An 18,389-nucleotide genomic window follows, 5' to 3' on the forward strand; every position below is an offset into this window, starting at 1 on the left:
CACGCCTCAGACCACCGACAACGGCAGCAGCTTCTGCCCCGTCGGCCCGATCTGGATCTCCGTCCCCATCTCCGGGCACACCCCGCAGTCGTAGCACGGCGTCCAGCGGCAGTCCTCGACCTCGACGTCCGACTCCCCCGACCCGACGGCGAGGGCGTCCTCCCAGTCGGCCCAGAGCCAGTCCTTGTCCAGGCCCGAGTCGAGGTGGTCCCAGGGCAGGATCTCGTCGTAGGAGCGCTCGCGGGTGGTGTACCAGTCGAGGTCGACGCCGGTGCCCTCGAGCGCCACGGCGGCCGCGGCCTCCCAACGGGCGAAGGAGAAGTGCTCGGACCAGCCGTCGAAGCGGCCGCCGTCGCGCCAGACCTGCTCGATGATGCGGCCGACGCGGCGGTCGCCGCGCGAGAGCAGGCCTTCGATGATGCCGGGCTGGCCGTCGTGGTAGCGGAAGCCGATGGCCTTGCCGTAGCGGCGGTCGGTGCGGACCGTGTCGCGCAGGGCCTGGAGGCGCGCGTCGGTGGTCTCGGAGTCGAGCTGGGCGGCCCACTGGAACGGGGTGTGGGGCTTGGGGACGAAGCCGCCGATGGAGACGGTGCAGCGGATGTCGTTGCGGCCGGAGACCTCGCGGCCGGTGGCGATCACGCGCTTCGCGAGCTCGGCGATCTGCAGGACGTCGTCGTCGGTCTCGGTGGGGAGGCCGCACATGAAGTAGAGCTTCACCTGCCGCCACCCGTGCGAGTACGCCGTGGCGACGGTGCGGATCAGGTCGTCCTCGGTGACCATCTTGTTGATCACCTTGCGCATCCGCTCGCTGCCACCCTCGGGTGCGAACGTCAGGCCCGAGCGCCGTCCGTTGCGGGAGAACTCGTTGGCCAGCGTGATGTTGAAGGCGTCGACGCGCGTCGAGGGCAGCGACAGCGAGACGTTCGAGCCCTCGTAGCGGTCGGCCAGACCGGAGGCGACGTCGCCGATCTCGGTGTGGTCGGCGCTCGAGAGGGACAGCAGGCCGACCTCCTCGAAGCCGGTCTTGCGGATGCCGTTCTCGACCATCGCGCCGATCGTCTCGATCGAGCGCTCGCGCACCGGCCGGGTGATCATGCCTGCCTGGCAGAACCGGCAGCCGCGCGTGCAGCCGCGGAAGATCTCCACGGAGAACCGCTCGTGGACCGTCTCGGCGAGCGGCACCAGCGGGTTGCGCGGGTAGGGCCACTGGTCGAGGTCCATGAGCGTGTGCTTGCGGACGCGGTCGGGCGCCTCCGGGTGATTCGGTACGACGGCCGCGATCTCGCCGCTGTCGTCGTAGGACACGTCGTAGAACTGCGGCACGTAGACCGAGCCCGACACGGCGAGCCGGCGCAGCAGCTCGAGCCGGCCGCCCGGGCGCCCCTCGCCCTTCCACTCGCGCACCAGCTCGGAGATCTTCAGCACGACCTCCTCGCCGTCGCCCAGCACCGCAGCGTCGACGAAGTCGGAGATCGGCTCGGGGTTGAAGGCCGCGTGGCCGCCGGCGATCACCACGGGGTGGTCGTCGGTGCGGTCGACGGCGTGCAGCGGGATGCCGGCCAGGTCGAGCGCGTTGAGCAGGTTGGTGTAGCCGAGCTCGGTCGAGAAGCTCACGCCGAACAGGTCGAAGGCGCCGACCGGGCGGTGGGCGTCGACGGTGAACTGCGGGATCTGCTGCTCGCGCAGCAGCTTCTCCATGTCGGGCCAGACGGCGTAGGTGCGCTCGGCGAGGATCCACTCGCGCTCGTTGAGCACCTCGTAGAGGATCTGGACGCCCTGGTTGGGCAGGCCGACCTCGTAGGCGTCGGGGTACATGAGCACCCAGCGGACCTCGGCGGCGTCCCAGTCCTTCGAGACCATGTTGAGCTCGCCGCCGACGTACTGGATGGGCTTGGACACCGACAGCAGGTGCGGCTCAAGCCGGGGGAAGACGGACTCGACGGACATGGGGCCGATTCTACGAGCGCAAGGCGGTCCGGGCGGCATCGCCGGAGTGGTGAGGGCCCACCCGTAGGATCGGGCACCATGAGCGCCTCCACCACCGGACGTCTCGGGTGGACGGTGCTCGCGCCGCCTCTCGCCGCCATCGTGCTGGCCGTCAGCTGGGGCAGCCACCCGGGCCCGTTCTGGGCGAGCGTGATCGGGATCGCGCTGGTCGGCGCCGTCCTGGCGGCCGTCCACCACGCGGAGGTCGTCGCCCACAAAGTAGGTGAGCCCTTCGGGTCCCTGCTGCTCGCGGTCGCGGTCACCGTCATCGAGGTCGGCCTGATCGTCACCCTGATGGCGTCCGGCAGCGGCGAGACCGCCACGCTCGCCCGCGACACCGTCTTCGCCGCGGTGATGATCACCCTCAACGGCATCGTCGGCCTGGCGCTCGTCGTCGGCGCGGTCCGGCACCGGCTGGCGGAGTTCAACGCCGAGGGCACCGGCTCCGCGTTGGCGACCGTCATCTCGCTCGCGGGCCTGACCCTCGTCGTCCCGACCTTCACGGTCAGCGAGCCGGGGCCGATCTTCACCGGCCAGCAGCTGGCGTTCGCGGCCGTCGCCTCCCTCGCGCTGTACGGCGCGTTCGTGTTCACCCAGACCGTGCGCGACCGCGACTTCTTCCTGCCCGTCAAGGACGAGGACGTCGACGCCCACGCCGGCCGCCCCAGCACCCGCGAGGCGTGGACCAGCGTCGGGATGCTCGTCCTCGCGCTGGTCACCGTCGTCGGCCTGGCGAAGGTCGAGTCGTACCCGATCGAGGACGCCGTCGCCGCGCTCGGCTTCCCCGCCGCCACCGTCGGCGTCGTGATCGCGCTCCTCGTGCTGCTGCCCGAGTCGATCGCCGCGGTCCGCGCCGCACAGCGCGACCGGACCCAGATCAGCCTCAACCTCGCCTACGGCTCGGCGATGGCGTCGATCGGCCTCACCATCCCGGCCATCGCGGTCGCCTCGATCTGGCTCGAGGGCCCCCTCGAGCTCGGCCTCGCGCCGCTGCAGCTCGCACTGCTCCTGCTGTCCGCGGTGGTCGGCGTGCTGACCGTCGTCCCGGGACGCGCGAAGCCGCTCAACGGCGTCGTCCACCTGGTCCTGATGGCGGCCTTCCTCTTCCTGACGGTCGCGCCATGAGGCGAGCGTCCGCGGCCACGGGAGCCGTCGTCCTGGCGCTGGCGCTCGCCGCCTGCGGGTCCGGCGAGGCGCCGTCCGACGGCGCCGGCGGCGACCGGATCGTCCTCACCCCGGCCAAGGACGGCGGCACGCCGGTCCAGCCGATCGGCAACCCGGTCGGCGACGGCACCAAGGACGCCGTCGGTGGCTACCGGATGACCGACGTCCGGCTGCCCGGCGCCGAAGCCCCCGGCGCGATCAGCTTCCGGATCGTGGGCGAGAACGGCGTCCCGCTGCGCGACTACACGCTGGAGCAGACCAAGGAGCTCCACCTGTACGTCGTCCGCGACGACCTCTCCCAGTTCCGCCACCTCCACCCGACGCTCGGCGCCGACGGCACCTGGCGCGGCCAGGTCGACCTCGGCACGCCCGGCCGCTGGCGGATGGTCACGGAGTTCATCCCGAAGGGCGCGTCGCGGCCGCTCGTCCTCGGCCACACCCTTGCCGTCGCAGGGAAGGCGACCCAGACGCCGGTCCCCCGCGGCGAGACCGCGGCCACCGGCACCGACGGCGTCGTCGAGGCCCGCCTGCTCGCCCCCGGCAAGGTCGACCCCAACGGCCGGCTGCGGCTCGCGATCACCGACCCCGAGGGCGAGCCGGTCACGCTCGGCAGCTATCTCGGCGCGGCCGCCCACCTGACCGGCTTCGCGGTCGACTCGCGCGGCTTCGTCCACGTCCACCCCTACGGCGCCCCCGAGGTCACCAAGGACGGCACCGTGCTCACCTTCCACACCACGTTCACGCAGGCGGGCGACTACCGGCTGTTCGTCCAGGTGCGGGTCGACGGGCTGCTCCACCAGCTCGCCGTCACCGCCGCCGTCACCGACTGATCCGATCGATCGAGGAGCACCTCATGACCGTCAAGCTCGCCCGTACCTCCGTCGCCGCCGTCCTGGCCTCGACCCTGCTCCTGGCCGGCTGCAACAGCGGCGACCAGGGCAAGGAGGCCGACAAGTCGCCCACCAGCCAGTCGACCTCGAGCCCGAGCACGGGGACGCCGTCGACCGGCGACACCCGTCGACCGACGGCGGCAGCGGCATCGCCGGCGGGCTGACCAAGGCCGACTTCTACCGCTCGATCCTGGCCGCGCAGAAGAAGGCCGGCTCGTTCAAGGTGAAGGCCAGCGTCGACGCGGCCGGCATGAACCTCACCATGAACAGCGAGATGGCGTACGCCGGCGGCAGCGTCCGCGCCCACGTGGCGACCGCGCCCGGCAGCGCCCAGCAGGTCGAGGCGGTCCTCGCCGACGGCATCGCCTACCTCAAGGTCGCCGGCCTCCCGATCCCCGCCGGCAAGTGGCTGAAGATCGACCCGAAGGACCCGAAGGTCGCCAGCAGCCCGTTCGCGTCGCTGGCCACGCTGGCCGACCCGGAGAACGCGCTGCGCGTCATCGGCGACCCCGAGCAGGTCACCCTCGTCGGCTCCGAGAAGGTCGCCGGCCAGCAGACCGACCACTATCGGGTCACGGTGGCGTCGAAGAAGTACGCCGAGAACCTGCACCTGCCCGCCGAGGCGACCGGCATGCTGCCCGAGACGCTGACCTTCGACATGTGGCTCGACGGCGACGACCGGCCGGTGAAGATGCACCAGGAGCTCACCGTCCAGGGCCAGAAGACCAGCACCGACCAGCTCTACTCCGACTACGGCGCACCGGTGAAGGTCACCGTGCCCGCGGCGGCCGACACGGTGACCCCGAGCCAGCTCAGCGGCTCCTGACGTCCAGCCGGATCGTCGTCACCGGGCTGGTGAACTCGTCGACCCGGACGCTCACCTGCAGCTCCCACGTGCCGGCGGTCGGGAAGACCACGTCGGCGGTGTAGGTGCCGGCGCCGGACGGCACGACCGGGACGGCGCCGAGGTCGACGCTCGCCGAGCGCAGCGCGACGGCCGGCGCGCCGTAGAGGTCGAGCGGGTCGCCGGCGAGGTTCTGCACCTGCACGATCAGCTTGCGCTGCAGGCCGGGGCCGGGGTCGAGGACGGCAAGCACCTTGAGGTCCGTGCCGGCCTGGCCGGCGACGACGCCGGTGTCGGCGGTCTTCGGCGGCGCGGGCGGCTCGCCCCCCGGCGGCTTCTGGGTGAGGAAGCCGGTGACGCCCAGGACCGCCACCAGGACGGCGGCCTCCGCCGCGACCGTGCGCCGGACCAGCGTCGCGGCCAGGCGCCGCTCGTCGTGCCCACCGTCGCCGGTGACGCGCGGCAGCAGCCGGTAGCGGTTGAGCGCGGCCATCGCGACGACCACCAGCACCAGCGCGACCTTCACGAGCAGCAGCCGGCCGTAGGTCTCTTCGACCAGCCGCGACCAGGAGCCGATGATCCGCCACGCCATCAACACACCGGTGAGCGCAAGGGCGGCGAGCAGGCCGGCCGCGACCGCGGAGAACCGGGTGAGCAGCAGGGCGGCGTCCTTGGGGCGCCCGGAGACCGAGCGCAGAGTGAGGGCCAGGCCGACGAGCCCCCCGAGCCAGACCGCGCCGGCGCTGAGGTGCAGGGCGTCGGTGACGACCAGGAGCATGCTCGGCTCGTAGGCGCGGGTGTGGCCCACGAGTGCCGGTGACCAGACCGCGAGCGCGGTGACCATGTCGACGACGAGCGAGGAGCGCTGCCGTCCCGCGGCCCAGGCCGCGACACCGAGACCGGCCGCCTGGAGGGCCAGGATCTGCAGGTCGCCCTGGACCAGGTTGGGGTCGATCGCGTCGGAGTCGAACACGCCGCCCAGGCCGGAGCCGAGCTGATAGGCCCCCGCGAGGGGGACGGCGATCGCGGCCGCGACCACCGCCACGAGGGCGCTGCCGCGGAGCACGCGCACCAGGCGTCGCCGTACGTCATCGGTGAGGCGGACGCCGCGGGCGTTCCAGCCGAGGAAGATCGCCAGGCCGCCGGCGAGCAGCACCGCGACGTAGTCGATGCCCTGGACGATCGCCTGCACCGTCGGCACCGCGCCCGGATCGGCCGGCCCGAGCTGCGGCGGCGCCACCTTCGGGCTCGGCGCACCGACGTGGAAGGTCAGCGATCCGGCGATCGGGTGGCCGTCGGCCGACACCACCCGCCAGGCGATGACGTAGGTGCCGTTCGCCAGGTCGCCGGTGAAGCGACCGGTCACCACGGCGCCCTTGGCGGACGGGTCGATCCCGACCCGCCGGCCCTCGGCGTCGAACGCGAGCAGGCCGTCGGGGACGAGCTGGACCGGCTCGTCGAACGTGAACCGGACCTGGCCAGGGGCCGTCGGCAGGACGGCGCCCTCGGCCGGGTCGGTGGACACCAGCGTGGCGTGCGCCGACGCCGGTCCCGCCACCCCGACCACCGTCAGGACGGCGACCAGGACGGCGAGGACGAACGCCGGCGCACGCCGCACGGATCAGGCCTTCGGGCGGGTGCGACCGAGGGCGATCACCGCGATGCCGAGACCGGCCGCGCCGACCGCGAGCCCGCCGATGGCCAGCATGTTGCCGTTGTCGCCCTCGGTCTTGTTGGACGACGGCGCGACGGCCACGTCGGACTCCGCGGCGGCCGTCGGGTCCACGGCGCCGTGGTGGCCCTCACCGGTCGCGGCGGTGACCGTCACGGTGGGCGCGGGGTTCTGCAGCGTCTCGGGGTCCTGGCCCTCGGCGGCCGTCTCGTTCCACGAGGTCTGGCCCTTCACGCAGGTCTGCAGGACGGGGAACTGCAGGCTCTCGCCCTCCTTGGCCGGCAGCTGCAGCGACAGCGCGAGGGTGTCGCGGTAGCCGTCGGCGAGCGGCGTCTTCGCCGTGTAGACGACCTGCGAGACGCGGTCGGTGATCTCGTTGCCGTCCTCGTCCTTGATCGGCTGGGCGAGCTTGGCGGTGACCTTCTTGACGTCCCAGTTCGGGTTGACCGTGGGCGTCACCGAGGTGATCTCCTCGGGGACCTGGATCGCGATCTTCGTCGTCGGCGAGCCCTCGCAGCCGTGCGGGACGCTGAACGTCAGGACGGCGTACGCACCGGCCGCGGTGGTGTCCGGCGAGACGCTGACGTGGGCGCTCGCGGCGGTGGCGGTGAGGGCGACGATCCCGAGGGCGGCGGTGGCGCCGAGGGTGGGCAGGGTGAAGCGTCGGATCTGCATGGTTCTCTCTTCTGACTCTGGCTTGGTGGGAGGCGGGCAGCGGCGGACCGCCCGTCTCCCTGGGGAGTCAGGCGATCGCCGGCAGGCGCGCGGGCGGGCCACGGGTGGGTGCGAGGGCGCGGTGCTCGCGCGGGGTTCGCGCAGTCGTGCCGGCGTACGCGCGCTGCGGGCGCAGGAAGGGCGCCGGCAGCACGCCGTCGTCACTCCAGTCCAGCAGGACGTCGACAGCGCGTCGCCGCAGCGCCCACATCGTCCCGGTGACCAGGGCCGCCACCACATGTGCGGCGAGCATGACCGGCGTCAGGCCGAGCAGGGCCGCGCTCTCGTGGGCGTGGCCGGGGTGGGCGTGGGGCGCGAGGGTGACCAGCCAGGCGTGGCCCAGCAGCTGCGCGGCGAGCAGCACCGGGAGCATCACCCGGATGCTCACCTGGTGACGCAGGACGAGCCCGCCGGCGGCGTAGACGAGGCCGGCGAAGACAGCCAGCCACCACGGCGCCGGGAGCTCTCCCCCGGCCGCCACGTGCGCCAGCACGAGCGCCGTCACGGACTCGAGGCCGCCCAGAGCCGCCGGCACGGCCACGCGGGCGCGCGGCGTACGGCGGACGGTCAGCACGGGTGACATCTTGCCGGACCCTTGGTGAGCCCTGAACGTCCGGGGCTCCGGTCGGCGATCATGGGCGGATGGAGCACCACGAGGCGGTGACGCGCCACTACGACGCGCGCGCGGCCACCTACGACCGGATCGCGCTGCACCGCGAGCTGGTCCACGTGATCGCTGCCGACCTCGCTGCCGGACCCTTGACGGGTCTCGCCGTCGACGTTGCGACCGGCACCGGCCTGATGCTCCGCGCCCTCACCCCGGTCTGGCGAGGGGAACGCGTCGGCGTCGACCGCTCCCCCGGCATGCTGCGCGTCGCCCGCGCCGCGCTCCCGCCGGACGTCGCCCTCGTCCTGGCCGACGCGGCCGGGCTGCCCCTCCCCGACGGCAGCGCCGACCTGCTCACCTGCGTCACGGCCCTCCACCTGCTCCCCGACCCCGCCGCCGCCTTCGCGGAGTGGCGACGCGTCCTGCGCCCCGGCGGCCACCTGGTCACCGCCACCTTCGGCCCCGCGCCGGACGCCCAGGAGACGCGGCGCGACTTCGAGCGCCGCCACGACGACTACCGCACGGTCGAGCAGGTGGCCGCGGCGCTCGCGCCGTACGGGCTGACGTTGGGGCGACACCGGGTCTGGGCCCTCGAAGGCGACGAGCTGCTCATCTGCTCCGCGACGCGAGACCCGTGACGACTCCTCGCAGGCGCCCACTACGCTGACGTCGTACGTTCTCAGGGCGGGGTGGAAATCCCCACCGGCGGTATGGACGTCCCGGCCGATCCGGGGCGGACGAGCCCGCGAGCGCCAGCCCGGCACGGCCGGAGTGGGACAGCAGATCCGGTGCGACTCCGGAGCCGACGGTCACAGTCCGGATGGAAGAGAACGCGACGGGCCCCGCGCGCGTCGTCACGCCCTGGGTGACACGCAACGAGGAGAGCCCATGTCACCCACCGTCGCCATCGTCGCGGCCCGCTGGCACGCCGACATCGTCGACGTCGCCGTCGACACCTTCAAGACCGAGCTCGAGCTCCGCGGGTACGGCGTCGAGGTGGTCCAGGTCCCCGGTGCCTTCGAGATCCCGCTGCAGGTACGGCGGCTCGCCTGCTCGGGCCGCTACGCCGGCGTCGCCGCGGCGGCGCTCGTCGTCGACGGCGGGATCTACCGCCACGACTTCGTCGCCGGCTCGGTCGTCGACGCGCTGATGCGGATCCAGCTGGAGACCGACGTCCCCGTGTTCTCGGCGGTGCTGACGCCGCACCACTTCCACGAGCACGACGAGCACACGTCGTACTTCCGCCGGCACTTCGAGACCAAGGGCCGCGAGCTCGCCGCCGCGCTCGATGCGACGGTCAAGCTGGCGACCGTCTAGGCCGGGGGGCTCAGGCCGCGTCGTAGCGCTCGATCGGGTCCTTGTCGCCGGTGAACGGCAGCAGCCGCACGACGAGGACCACGATCGAGCCGACGACGAGCCCGATCACGGCCGAGATGCCGGTGTTCGCCAGCCAGGCGAGGACGCCGCCGAGGAAGCCGTGGATCGCATGCTTGATGTCGTGCTCGATGTCGTGCACCCACGCATAGGGCGCGTCCCACCAGCCGACCTCGTGGACGTTGACGAGAAGGATGTGCCCGCCGACCCAGAGCATGGCGACCGTGCCGACGACGGAGATGATCGACAGCAGGCGGGGCATCGCCGCGACCAGGCCGCGCCCGACCCTCTGCGCGATCGCGGAGGGGCGCTGGGCGAGGAGCAGGCCGGTGTCGTCCATCTTCACGATGAGCGCGACCACGCCGTAGACCGCGACGGTGATGACGATCGCGACGATGACGAGGATCGCCAGCCGCGCCCAGAAGCTCTCGCTGGCCACCTCGTCGAGCGCGATGACCATGATCTCGGCCGACAGGATGAGGTCGGTCCGGATCGCGCCGGAGACCATCTGCTTCTCCGCCTCGGGGCTGATCTCGGCGACCGGCTCGCCGTGCTCGGCGTGGCCGGACAGCATGTGCCACACCTTGTGCGCGCCCTCGTAGGCGAGGAAGGTGCCTCCCGCCATGAGGATGATCGGCAGCAGGTCGGGCAGGAACTGGCTGAGCAGCAGCGCCGCCGGCAAGATGATGAGCAGCTTGTTGCGGATCGAGCCGATCGCGATCTGCTTCACGATCGGCAGCTCGCGCTCGGCGGCCACGCCGTGGACGTACTGCGGTGTCACCGCGGTGTCGTCGACCACGACGCCCGCGGCCTTCGTCGTCGCACGGCCCGCGGCGGCGCCGACGTCGTCGATCGACGCGGCGGCCATCTTCGCGATCGCGGCGACGTCGTCGAGGAGGCCGAAGAGACCGGCGCTCACCGGTGGCGGTCCGAGGTGGAGGGCATGCCCGAAGGCTACCGGCCGGAGGTGACGGGCTCCGCCTCCACCGCCTCGGCCGCGGCCGGGATCGGCGCCTCCAGGGGCGTCTCCGCCACCGCGGCGAGGCGGACCGCCTCCCGCACCCGGCGCTGCGCGATGCCGAACGGGTCGACGACGTGCTCGAGCAGCCGTCGTACGGGCGGCGCGGCCAGGCCGAGCGCGATGGCGAGGCCGCAGACCAGGCCGGCGAGGATGCCCAGCCAGATCCGGCCGTCGAACCACGAGCCGAAGCCGGCGTAGGCGAGGCCCTTCACGGCGAAGCCGTGGAAGACGTAGACGACCATCGTCGCCGAGCCCATCGCGGTGAACCAGCCGCCGACGCGCGGCGTCACCGCCAGCCACGCGAAGGCGCCGGCCACGCCGACCGCGATGACCATCAGCCGGGTCGTGATCGCGGTCAGGTCACCGTCGCCGAGCAGCGTGAACGGGCGGTAGTAGACGTAGGGACGCTGTGCCCAGTCCTCGAGGGTGAGCGCGAGCAGCGCGACGACGCAGAAGGTCGCGACGCCCAGGACCCGCGGTACGGCGGGCGTCCGGCCGCGCAGCCACTCCAGCCGGTCCGGGGTGAGCGTCAGGCCGATCACGAAGAACGGCAGGAAGCCGAGGATCCGCGGCAGGTCCATCAGCGACATCCAGTCGCCCTCGAGGAAGCCGCTCGCGACGCTGATCCCGAGCGCGACCACGATCGCGCTCGCGGCGCCGCCGAAGGCGGCCAACCTGCGGAACGCCGGGGTGGCGAGACGCCACACGACGAGGGCGAGGAGGTACCACATCGGGAAGTGCGGGTCGGTCCACAGATCGCTGAGCCGCTCCCCTCCCACGTGCAGGCGGAACCAGCCGAGCGCGCCCTCGAAGAGGACGTACGGCACGAGCAGCATGGTGACCAGCTGCCACAGCCGCGCCGGGCTGTAGGCGAAGCTGCGCGAGAGGTAGCCGGACAGCAGGATGAACGCCGGCATGTGCCACAGGTAGATGAAGTCGTAGAGGTGGCCGACCGGACCGTCGAAGGGCAGCAGCGCCCACGTGTGGCCGAGCACGACGAGGACGATGAGTCCCATCTTCGCGTTGTCCAGCCAGGGGTCCCGAGTCGTCCGCACTGAGGAGGGCATCACTCCTTGGTACCCGGGAGCGCGGTGAGAAGTCCAAGTGTCAGACAACCCGCGGGGGGTCAGTCGGCGACGAGCCCCAGCCTCAGGTACTCGGCCGCGTAGGTGCCGCTGAGCAGCAGCGACGCATACCGGCCGACCTCGCCGACAGCCTCCGACGACACGTGCTCGATGCGGACGTCGTGCCCGCGCGCGGCCTCCTCGAGCCGGATCCGCTGGTCGCGCGCGACCGGGTCGTCGACGCCGTCGTCGAGGATGACGAGCACGGGACGGCGGTCGCCCGTGTCGTCGGCGAACGGGTCGGCGAAGACGTTGCGCGCCCGGGCCGCCTCGATGACGGGCAACAGGTGCTCGGCGTCGCCGGCGAGCGCCGCGCGCCCCGACGTACGGCGGATCGACTCGGCCACGCGACGGGCCGCGCGGGCGGCGAGGACGGACCCGCCCCACAGCAGCGGGTTGGCGTCGGCGAGCGAGATGGCCAGCATCTTGGCGGGGTTGATCGAGATGTCGCGGTGCGGCGAGCAGGCGATGGCGACCGCGTCGAGCGCCTCGGCGACGGCGTCCGGCTCGGCCATCGGCCCGAGCTGGACCTGGTCGAGGAAGGACAGCATCGCGACCGCGGTGGCGAGCTGGTCGCCGGTGCTGGTGGGCAGGATCGTCGTCCAGCGGCCGGTCGCGTGCTCGGCCACGACCGACTCGGGCGGCGCGGCGACGACGAGCTGGCAGCCGCGGCGGGCCGCCTCGGCGACGGCGAGCGCCGTGCCGGGGTCACCGCCCTCGGGGGCGAGGACGACGACCAGGTCGAGGCTGCCGGCCCAGCCGGGCAGCGCCGGCGAGGGCCACGCGACGAACGGAACCGGGCAGAACGGCTCGAGGACCGCGCGCAGCAGCCGCGAGTCGGGACCGGCGGCGATCACCGCGCGCGGGCGCGTCTCGATGGAGCGGGACACCGCCTCCGCGATCGCCTCCGCCGCCGCGCCGACCTCACGCCGGACGCGGGCGCCGGACTCGGCCAGCGTGCGCAGCCGCAGGTCGGCGCCGGACAGCGCCGCCTCGTCGTCCAGCCGGGACTCGTCGAACCAGACCATGGCAGCGCCCCTTCGTTCTCAGGCCGGTTCTCAGGCCGGCTTGTGGGCCTCGTCGACGAGCAGCACCGGGATGCCGTCGCGCACGGGGTAGATCAGACCGCAGCCGCCGCAGGTCAGCTCCTGCGCGCCGTCGGTCGTCGACAGCGTCAGCTCGCCCTTGCAGGACGGGCAGACGATGATCGCCAGGAGCTCCGGCGACACCTCGGGGGCGCTCACTTGCCGCCCCGGATGATCGCGAGGGCCTCGTCGCGGACTCGGGCCATGGTGGGCTCGTCCTTTCCTTCGGCGTTCAGCCGCAGCAGCGGCTCGGTGTTGGAGGCTCGGACGTTGAACGCCCAGTCGGCATGGCCGATGCTGAGCCCGTCGAGCCGGTCGATGGCGACGCCGTCGCGCTCGCCGTACGCGGCCTCGAGCGCGGCCAGGACGGCGTCCTGGTCGGCCACGGTGCTGTTGATCTCGCCGCTGAGCGGATAGCGCTCGAAGTCGCGCAGCAGCGCCGACAGCGGCTGGTCGCTCTCGGCGAGCGCGGCCAGCGCGTGCAGTGCGGCGAGCATGCCGGAGTCGGCGCGCCAGAAGTCACGGAAGTAGAAGTGGCCGCTGTGCTCGCCGCCGAAGATGGCGTCGGTCTCGGCCATCGTCGCCTTGATGTAGGAGTGACCGACACGGGTGCGGACCGGCGTGCCGCCGAGCTCGGACACGATCTCGGGCACCGCCCGTGAGGTGATCAGGTTGTGGATCACCGTCGCGCCGGGCTCCTTGGCCAGCTCACGGGCGGCGATCAGCGCGGTCAGCGTGGACGGCGAGACCAGCTCGCCGCGCTCGTCGACGAGGAAGCAGCGGTCGGCGTCGCCGTCGAACGCGAGGCCGATGTCGGCGCGCTCGGCGAGGACCCGCTTCTGCAGGTCGACCAGGTTGGCCGGCTCGATCGGGTTGGCCTCGTGGTTGGGGAAGGTGCCGTCGAGCTCGAAGTACATCGGGATCATCTCGACCCGGTCGGCCAGCCGGTCGAACACGGCCGGCGCGGTGTGCCCAGCCATGCCGTTGCCGGCGTCGACGACGACCTTGATCCGGCGACCGGAGACCGGCGCCAGGGCGAGCAGGTGGGCGGCGTAGGCCTGGAGGACGTCGTGCTCGCTGATCGATCCGGTGCGGCCGCCTCCGTTGCTGGGCGGGCCCGCGGCGACGCGGTCGCGGATCTCGGCCAGGCCGCTCTCCATGCCGACCGGCTGGGCGAGCGCGCGGCACATCTTGATGCCGTTGTACTGCGCCGGGTTGTGGCTCGCCGTGAACATCGCCCCCGGCAGGTTGAGGTGGCCCGACGCGAAGTAGAGCTGGTCGGTCGACGCGAGGCCGATCATCGTGACGTCGGCCCCGGCGCCGGTCGCGCCGTCGGCGAAGGCGCCCGCCAGGGACGGCGAGCTGGGCCGCATGTCGTAGCCGATGACGAGCGCGTCGACGCCGAGCACCTCGACGTACGCCGCTCCGGTCGCGCGCGCCAGGTCCTCGTCGAGCTGGTCGCCGACGATGCCGCGCACGTCGTAGGCCTTGAAGACCTTGCTGAGGTTCTCGGGGGAGGTCGTGGAACCGGCCATGCCGCGACCCTAGTGCACTGCGGGGTGCTGGATCACTCCGGCCGGCAGCGCGGCGGGAGGCGCCGCGCGGCAGCTTGCTGCCCCCGCCTGCGCCGGAGAGGCGCTCGGCCCATCAATCGGAGGTGAGCATTCTCAGGTGGCCCTTGCGGGCGACCTCACGTCCCGGCTCGCGGGGCGGCTCGACCGGCTCGCGTCGTACCGGTCGCGCGGCCTCGCGGACGGCGTCGGCGAGCGCGAGCAGGTCGTCGTTGCTGGGGCCCTGCTCCTGGGTGCCCAGCGAGAGCCGGACCACCTCCCAGCCGCGCGGCGCGGACAGCCGCTCGCTGTGGACGTCGCAGAGGTCGTAGGCGTGCGGCTCGGCGAAGGTCGCCAACGGACCGAGCACCGCGGTGGAGTCGGCGTACACATAGGTCAGGGTGGCGACGGCGCGACGGGCACAGGCGGTGCGCGAACAGGTTCGCAGGCTCTGCGGGGCCGGGGTCGCGCTCACGGCGCAGACGCTACCGCGCCCGGTGGATCGGTGTGGATAGGCTCGCTGATCGTGGAGCAGGAACAACCGCGTCGCCGGCGCGACCGCCGTGGTCGCGGGATGCGCGGACCTGCCGTCCTGCCGCTGCCCACGGTCCCCGGCTCCCCGCCGCACCGCCCGCCGGTCCCCCGCAGCCCGCGCGAGGTCTTCGACCGGATCATGCTCGACGTCGTCTCCGAGATCGACGCCCGCTGGTCCAACCACCTGGGTCTCGTCGAATACGCCGTCGAGGAGACCCCCCAGCTCCCTGACGACTGGGACTCCGGCCGCGTCCCCCTCTCCTCCCTGGTCCGCGGAACCGGCGGCACGCCGACCCGGCTCGTCGTGTTCCGCCGCCCGCTCGAGCATCGCGCCGCTGACCGCGCGGACCTGGAGGCGATCGTGCTGACGGTCGTGGTGGAGCAGGTCGCGGAGCTGCTCGGGATCGAGCCGAGCGAGGTCGATCCCCGGTATCCGTCGGACGACGACTAGCTCCACCCCGGGGACATCGGCCAGAAACCATCCACAGCCCTGTTTCTAGCGGGTTCTGTCCACAGGCTGCCGCTTCGACGTTGGCGGGGTCGGGAGGTGGTGTTGGGATGGCGGCATGGCTCAGGCGACCGCTCCCGACACCGGCATCAGCACGATGCTGGCCTCGCTGCGCGCGGAGATCGAGGGCCGTGAGGCGTCGCTGATCCGGGAGTGGGCGACGATCGCGGCCTGGGCTGAAGCCAACGTGGTCGAGGCCGCGGAGAGTCCGGCGGCGACCGGCGACGGGTTCGCCGACACCGGTCTCCCGATCGCCGGTGACGGGGCGCCGTTGGTGTCGGAGTTCGCCCTCATGGAGCTGATCGCGGTCCTGGGCCGCTCACCCGCCGGCGGCCGCGCCTACGTCGGGAAGGTGCTGGGCTGCGCCTGGCGCCTGCCCAACGTCTGGGCCGCGGTCATGGCCGGCCGCCTCACGCCCTGGCGGGCCGCGCGCATCGCCAAGCTGGTCGCACCGCTCTCAGCCGACGCCGCTGCGTTCGTGGACCGCAACCTGTTCAACGCCTCCGGCGTCGGGTGGGCCCAGCTCGAACGCCTCATCACCGAAGCGATCGTCCGGTTCGACCCCGTACGGGCCGAGGCGGAACGTGCGGCCGTGGCCGATGAGCGGTACTTGGACATCGACGAACCCAACGCCCAGGGCCTGGCGCACATCTCCGGACTCCTCGACGCCGCCGACGCCCGCGACCTCCACGACGCCATCGTCCGCCGCGCCGCCCTCCTCGGGACCCTGGGCAGCATGGGCAGCATGGGCAGCATGGGCAGCCTGGGCAGCCTGGGCAGCCTGGGCAGTGCGGCGTCGCTCGACGTCCGCAGGTCTCAGGCCCTCGGCGAGTTGGCGCGGGCCGACCTCGCACTCGACCTCGACGGCAGCCCCGCGAAGCGAGCGACGCTCAACGTCCACATCACCGACACCACCCTGACCGGCGACAACCCCGTCGCCCGCTGGAACGACCGCCCCATCTCCACCGAGCAGGTCCGTCAGTGGCTCGCCACCGCGACCACCATCGTGGTCCGCCCAGTCATCGACCTGGCCGACCACATCCCCGTCGACTCCTACGAGATCCCCGATCGCCACCGTGTGAGTGTCGAGCTGCGCGATCACACCTGCCGCTTCCCGCGCTGCGGCCGCAAGGCAAAGACCTGCGACCTCGACCACGCGAAACCCCACCGCAAGGGCGGACCCACCTGCCCCTGCAACCTCGTCCCCCTCTGCCGCCGCCACCACCGGGCCAAGACCCACTCACGCTGGCGCTACAAGGTCACCAAGCCCGGCACCTACACCTGGACCAGCCCCAACGGCTACCGATGGCAGGTCGACCACCGCGGCACCCACCCACTCCGAACATGAGCCGCTGAACAGAGCACCCACTCACACCCCGCACGACAGGGGTGTACCTGCAGCAACAGCCGGCCGACAGGCAAACCGCAACCAACCACCTCGACCACCGCGGCGCGCCACCGCGCTCTCAGTGCAAGAGACCTGGCACCCCTGCAAACCCCGAGGTTCACACACCCCGATAGAACGACGCCACCGTCGTCGCGACCAGCCGCGCCAACACCGCCCCACCCTGCGGGCCCGGATGCACCCGGTCCGCGGCGAAGTCCTGGACCTGGGGCCGCAGGGCGTTCCAGTCCGCGACGCGGGCGTTGTGGTGGCCGCGGGCGTAGCGGCGGAGCTTGGCGTTGGCGGGGGCGATCCAGGGGCGCGGGCCGCTGGCGGTGACGAGGACGAAGCGGTGGCCCGGTCCGGCGGCGGCGAGGGCGTCGGCGAGTTGGCTGGGTGCGAAGTCGCCGTTGGTGCCGAGGGCGACGACGATGACCGGGCGGAGCCGGCCCGAGCGGCGCAGGACGGCGATCTTGCGGCGGAGCTCCGACATCTGCATGCCGACGTGGGCCTCGATGTCGATCCGGTGCATCCGGCGGTAGAGGGCCGGGGCGGCGGCGACGGTGACGGAGTCGCCGATGACGGTGACGTCCCGACCGTTGCGGGGCGCCGGCGACTGCCACGGATCGCGGGTGGGGTTCGGGCGGGGCACGGGCGGGTGGGCGGCGAGGTCGGCCTGGTGGGCGGCGATGGCGGCCTCCCCCGCGTCGAGCTGCTGCTGGAGCACGCTGTGGTCGCGGGAGTTGAGGAGGCCCGCGCCGACCGCCGACACGACGAGCGCCCCGACAGCGGCACCGGCAACGAGCGAGACGAGCCGGCGTCCGCGCACGATCTGGACCAGACGGTCGGCGGTGGCGCGGTAGCCGTCACGCTGGAAGGGGCTCTCGACATAGCGCCAGGAGAGCGCAGCCAACCCCACCGTCAGCGGTACGGCGACCAGCGCGACAGGAACGTCCGGTGCGACCTGCAACAGGAGGACGATGACCGGCCAGTGCCAGAGATAGATCCCGTAGCTGCGACGACCGGCCCAGCCCAGCGGCTCCCATTCCAGCGCCCGGGTCAGGGCCGACGAGCCGTCGTTGAGATGGACGACGACGAGCGTCGTGCCGAGCGCCACGAGGGCCGCGCCGCCGAGGTAGGTGACGGGCGCGTCCCAGGGCATCAGCAGCAGCCCGAGGACGACGCCGACCCAGGCGAGCAGCGCGGCCCGGCGCAGTCGCGCGCGGCGGCGTTCGAGCCGCGCGGTGGCGAGGGCGCCGGCGGCGCCGATGAGCAGCGCGAAGCCGTGGGTGTCGGTGCCGAAGTAGAGCCGGTTGAGCGAGACGCCGGCGAGGTGGCCGATCGCCATGGCGAGCACGCTGGCGCCGGCGAGGACGAGGACGACGACCAGTCGGGTCGCGTGCTGGCGGCCTCGGGTGGCGGCGAGGATCAGCCCGAGGAGAAGTGGCCAGACGAGGTAGAACTGCTCCTCGACGGCGAGCGACCAGAGGTGCTGGAGCACGGGTGCCTGATACCGGTCGGCGTACGACGTCGGCACGCCCGCCTGGTACCAGTTGCTGCTGAAGGTGAGGCTGGCCAGCAGCTGCTGCCGCAGCCGGGTCTCCAGCGCTCCTCCGACCACGCCCGCGACCGCGGTGACGGCGACCAGGACGGCGAGCAGTGCCGGGAGGATCCGGCGCGCGCGGCGCCGCCAGAAGCGGGCCAGGCCGGCCCGACCGGTGGTGTCGAGCTCGGCGGTGAGCGATGCCGTGATGAGGAAGCCCGACAGCACGAAGAACATGTCGACGCCGAGGAAGCCGCCGGGGACGCGCCCCGGGGCGAGGTGATAGGCGACCACGGCGATCACCGCGACGCCGCGCAGGCCGTCGAGTGCGAGGTTGCGCGGTCGTACCGTCGGCGTTCCGGCCGCCGTTCTCGAGACAGTCCTCACGA

At 72.7% G+C, this 18,389-nt stretch carries 19 protein-coding genes and 1 riboswitch; of the genes, 8 read left to right on the forward strand and 11 right to left on the reverse strand.

All coding sequences use genetic code 11. The features are described from left to right. Positions 1-6 precede the first annotated feature (6 nt). On the reverse strand, positions 7-1,947 hold the full coding sequence (locus AB4880_RS19650) for a TIGR03960 family B12-binding radical SAM protein (protein WP_367920911.1): 1,941 nt from the start codon (positions 1,945-1,947) through the stop codon (positions 7-9). A 78-nt stretch (positions 1,948-2,025) separates the two neighbouring features. Here AB4880_RS19650 and AB4880_RS19655 point away from each other — a divergent pair, with 78 nt between their 5' ends. From AB4880_RS19655 to AB4880_RS19670, 4 genes are read left to right on the forward strand one after another with little or no spacing between them, the layout of a single operon-like run. After that, the gene (locus AB4880_RS19655) at positions 2,026-3,111 is read left to right on the forward strand and encodes a calcium:cation antiporter (RefSeq protein WP_367920912.1); all 1,086 of its coding nucleotides are present in this window, start codon (positions 2,026-2,028) and stop codon (positions 3,109-3,111) included. Further along, positions 3,108-3,980, forward strand: a complete 873-nt coding sequence (locus AB4880_RS19660; RefSeq protein ID WP_367920913.1) for a DUF8832 domain-containing protein — start codon at positions 3,108-3,110, stop codon at positions 3,978-3,980. The genes AB4880_RS19655 and AB4880_RS19660 overlap by 4 nt, the downstream gene beginning before the upstream one ends. A 23-nt stretch (positions 3,981-4,003) precedes the next feature. Beyond that, a complete protein-coding gene (locus AB4880_RS19665) occupies positions 4,004-4,204 on the forward strand; it encodes a hypothetical protein (RefSeq protein WP_367920914.1) in 201 nt (66 codons plus the stop codon). Positions 4,205-4,230: 26 nt separating this feature from the next. Then, a complete protein-coding gene (locus AB4880_RS19670; protein ID WP_496559910.1) occupies positions 4,231-4,866 on the forward strand; it encodes an SCO4651 family lipoprotein in 636 nt (211 codons plus the stop codon). Here the strand turns inward: AB4880_RS19670 and AB4880_RS19675 are convergent. From AB4880_RS19675 to AB4880_RS19685, 3 genes are all read right to left on the reverse strand, one after another. Further along, on the reverse strand, positions 4,853-6,502 hold the full coding sequence (locus AB4880_RS19675) for a copper resistance CopC/CopD family protein (protein ID WP_367920916.1): 1,650 nt from the start codon (positions 6,500-6,502) through the stop codon (positions 4,853-4,855). The two genes, AB4880_RS19670 and AB4880_RS19675, sit on opposite strands and share 14 nt — an antisense overlap. A 3-nt stretch (positions 6,503-6,505) precedes the next feature. Continuing rightward, positions 6,506-7,231: a YcnI family copper-binding membrane protein gene (locus AB4880_RS19680; protein ID WP_367920917.1), complete on the reverse strand. Its 726-nt coding sequence runs from the start codon at positions 7,229-7,231 to the stop codon at positions 6,506-6,508. A gap of 67 nt (positions 7,232-7,298) precedes the next feature. Beyond that, the gene (locus AB4880_RS19685; protein WP_367920918.1) at positions 7,299-7,853 is read right to left on the reverse strand and encodes a hypothetical protein; all 555 of its coding nucleotides are present in this window, start codon (positions 7,851-7,853) and stop codon (positions 7,299-7,301) included. Between the two features lie 59 nt (positions 7,854-7,912). Here AB4880_RS19685 and AB4880_RS19690 point away from each other — a divergent pair, with 59 nt between their 5' ends. Continuing rightward, positions 7,913-8,515, forward strand: coding sequence for a class I SAM-dependent methyltransferase (locus AB4880_RS19690; RefSeq protein ID WP_367920919.1), 603 nt, complete (start codon positions 7,913-7,915; stop codon positions 8,513-8,515). A 33-nt stretch (positions 8,516-8,548) separates the two neighbouring features. Further along, positions 8,549-8,713, forward strand: a riboswitch (FMN riboswitch). Positions 8,714-8,765: 52 nt separating this feature from the next. Then, a complete protein-coding gene (locus AB4880_RS19695; RefSeq protein WP_367920920.1) occupies positions 8,766-9,194 on the forward strand; it encodes a 6,7-dimethyl-8-ribityllumazine synthase in 429 nt (142 codons plus the stop codon). Positions 9,195-9,204: 10 nt separating this feature from the next. Here the strand turns inward: AB4880_RS19695 and AB4880_RS19700 are convergent, their stop codons facing one another. The 6 genes from AB4880_RS19700 to AB4880_RS19725 all read right to left on the reverse strand — a co-directional run bounded on the left by AB4880_RS19700 (position 9,205) and on the right by AB4880_RS19725 (position 14,506). Beyond that, positions 9,205-10,170: a DUF808 domain-containing protein gene (locus AB4880_RS19700; protein ID WP_367920921.1), complete on the reverse strand. Its 966-nt coding sequence runs from the start codon at positions 10,168-10,170 to the stop codon at positions 9,205-9,207. A gap of 35 nt (positions 10,171-10,205) precedes the next feature. Further along, on the reverse strand, positions 10,206-11,339 hold the full coding sequence (locus AB4880_RS19705; protein WP_367920922.1) for an acyltransferase family protein: 1,134 nt from the start codon (positions 11,337-11,339) through the stop codon (positions 10,206-10,208). Positions 11,340-11,398: 59 nt separating this feature from the next. Then, positions 11,399-12,424 (reverse strand): SIS domain-containing protein, encoded by a 1,026-nt coding sequence (locus tag AB4880_RS19710; protein WP_367920923.1) that lies wholly within the window; start codon positions 12,422-12,424, stop codon positions 11,399-11,401. Positions 12,425-12,454: 30 nt separating this feature from the next. Then, on the reverse strand, positions 12,455-12,640 hold the full coding sequence (locus AB4880_RS19715) for a Trm112 family protein (RefSeq protein WP_437440510.1): 186 nt from the start codon (positions 12,638-12,640) through the stop codon (positions 12,455-12,457). Then, the gene (locus AB4880_RS19720) at positions 12,637-14,016 is read right to left on the reverse strand and encodes a phosphomannomutase/phosphoglucomutase (protein ID WP_367920924.1); all 1,380 of its coding nucleotides are present in this window, start codon (positions 14,014-14,016) and stop codon (positions 12,637-12,639) included. Before AB4880_RS19720 ends, AB4880_RS19715 begins: the two co-directional genes overlap by 4 nt. A 112-nt stretch (positions 14,017-14,128) precedes the next feature. Beyond that, entirely contained in the window at positions 14,129-14,506 is a 378-nt protein-coding gene (locus tag AB4880_RS19725) for a DUF3499 domain-containing protein (protein ID WP_367920925.1), read from the reverse strand. A gap of 51 nt (positions 14,507-14,557) precedes the next feature. Between AB4880_RS19725 and AB4880_RS19730 the strand changes: the two genes are divergently transcribed. Next, complete coding sequence (locus AB4880_RS19730; protein WP_367920926.1) at positions 14,558-15,016, forward strand: metallopeptidase family protein; 459 nt, start codon at positions 14,558-14,560, stop codon at positions 15,014-15,016. 115 nt (positions 15,017-15,131) lie between these two features. Then, on the forward strand, positions 15,132-16,421 hold the full coding sequence (locus AB4880_RS19735; RefSeq protein ID WP_367920927.1) for an HNH endonuclease signature motif containing protein: 1,290 nt from the start codon (positions 15,132-15,134) through the stop codon (positions 16,419-16,421). A 157-nt stretch (positions 16,422-16,578) separates the two neighbouring features. Here the strand turns inward: AB4880_RS19735 and AB4880_RS19740 are convergent, their stop codons facing one another. Continuing rightward, positions 16,579-18,387 (reverse strand): acyltransferase family protein, encoded by a 1,809-nt coding sequence (locus AB4880_RS19740; protein WP_367920928.1) that lies wholly within the window; start codon positions 18,385-18,387, stop codon positions 16,579-16,581. Positions 18,388-18,389 lie beyond the last annotated feature (2 nt).

The sequence above is a fragment of the Nocardioides ginsengisoli genome (genome assembly GCF_039537225.1).
Taxonomy (GTDB): domain Bacteria; phylum Actinomycetota; class Actinomycetes; order Propionibacteriales; family Nocardioidaceae; genus Nocardioides; species Nocardioides ginsengisoli.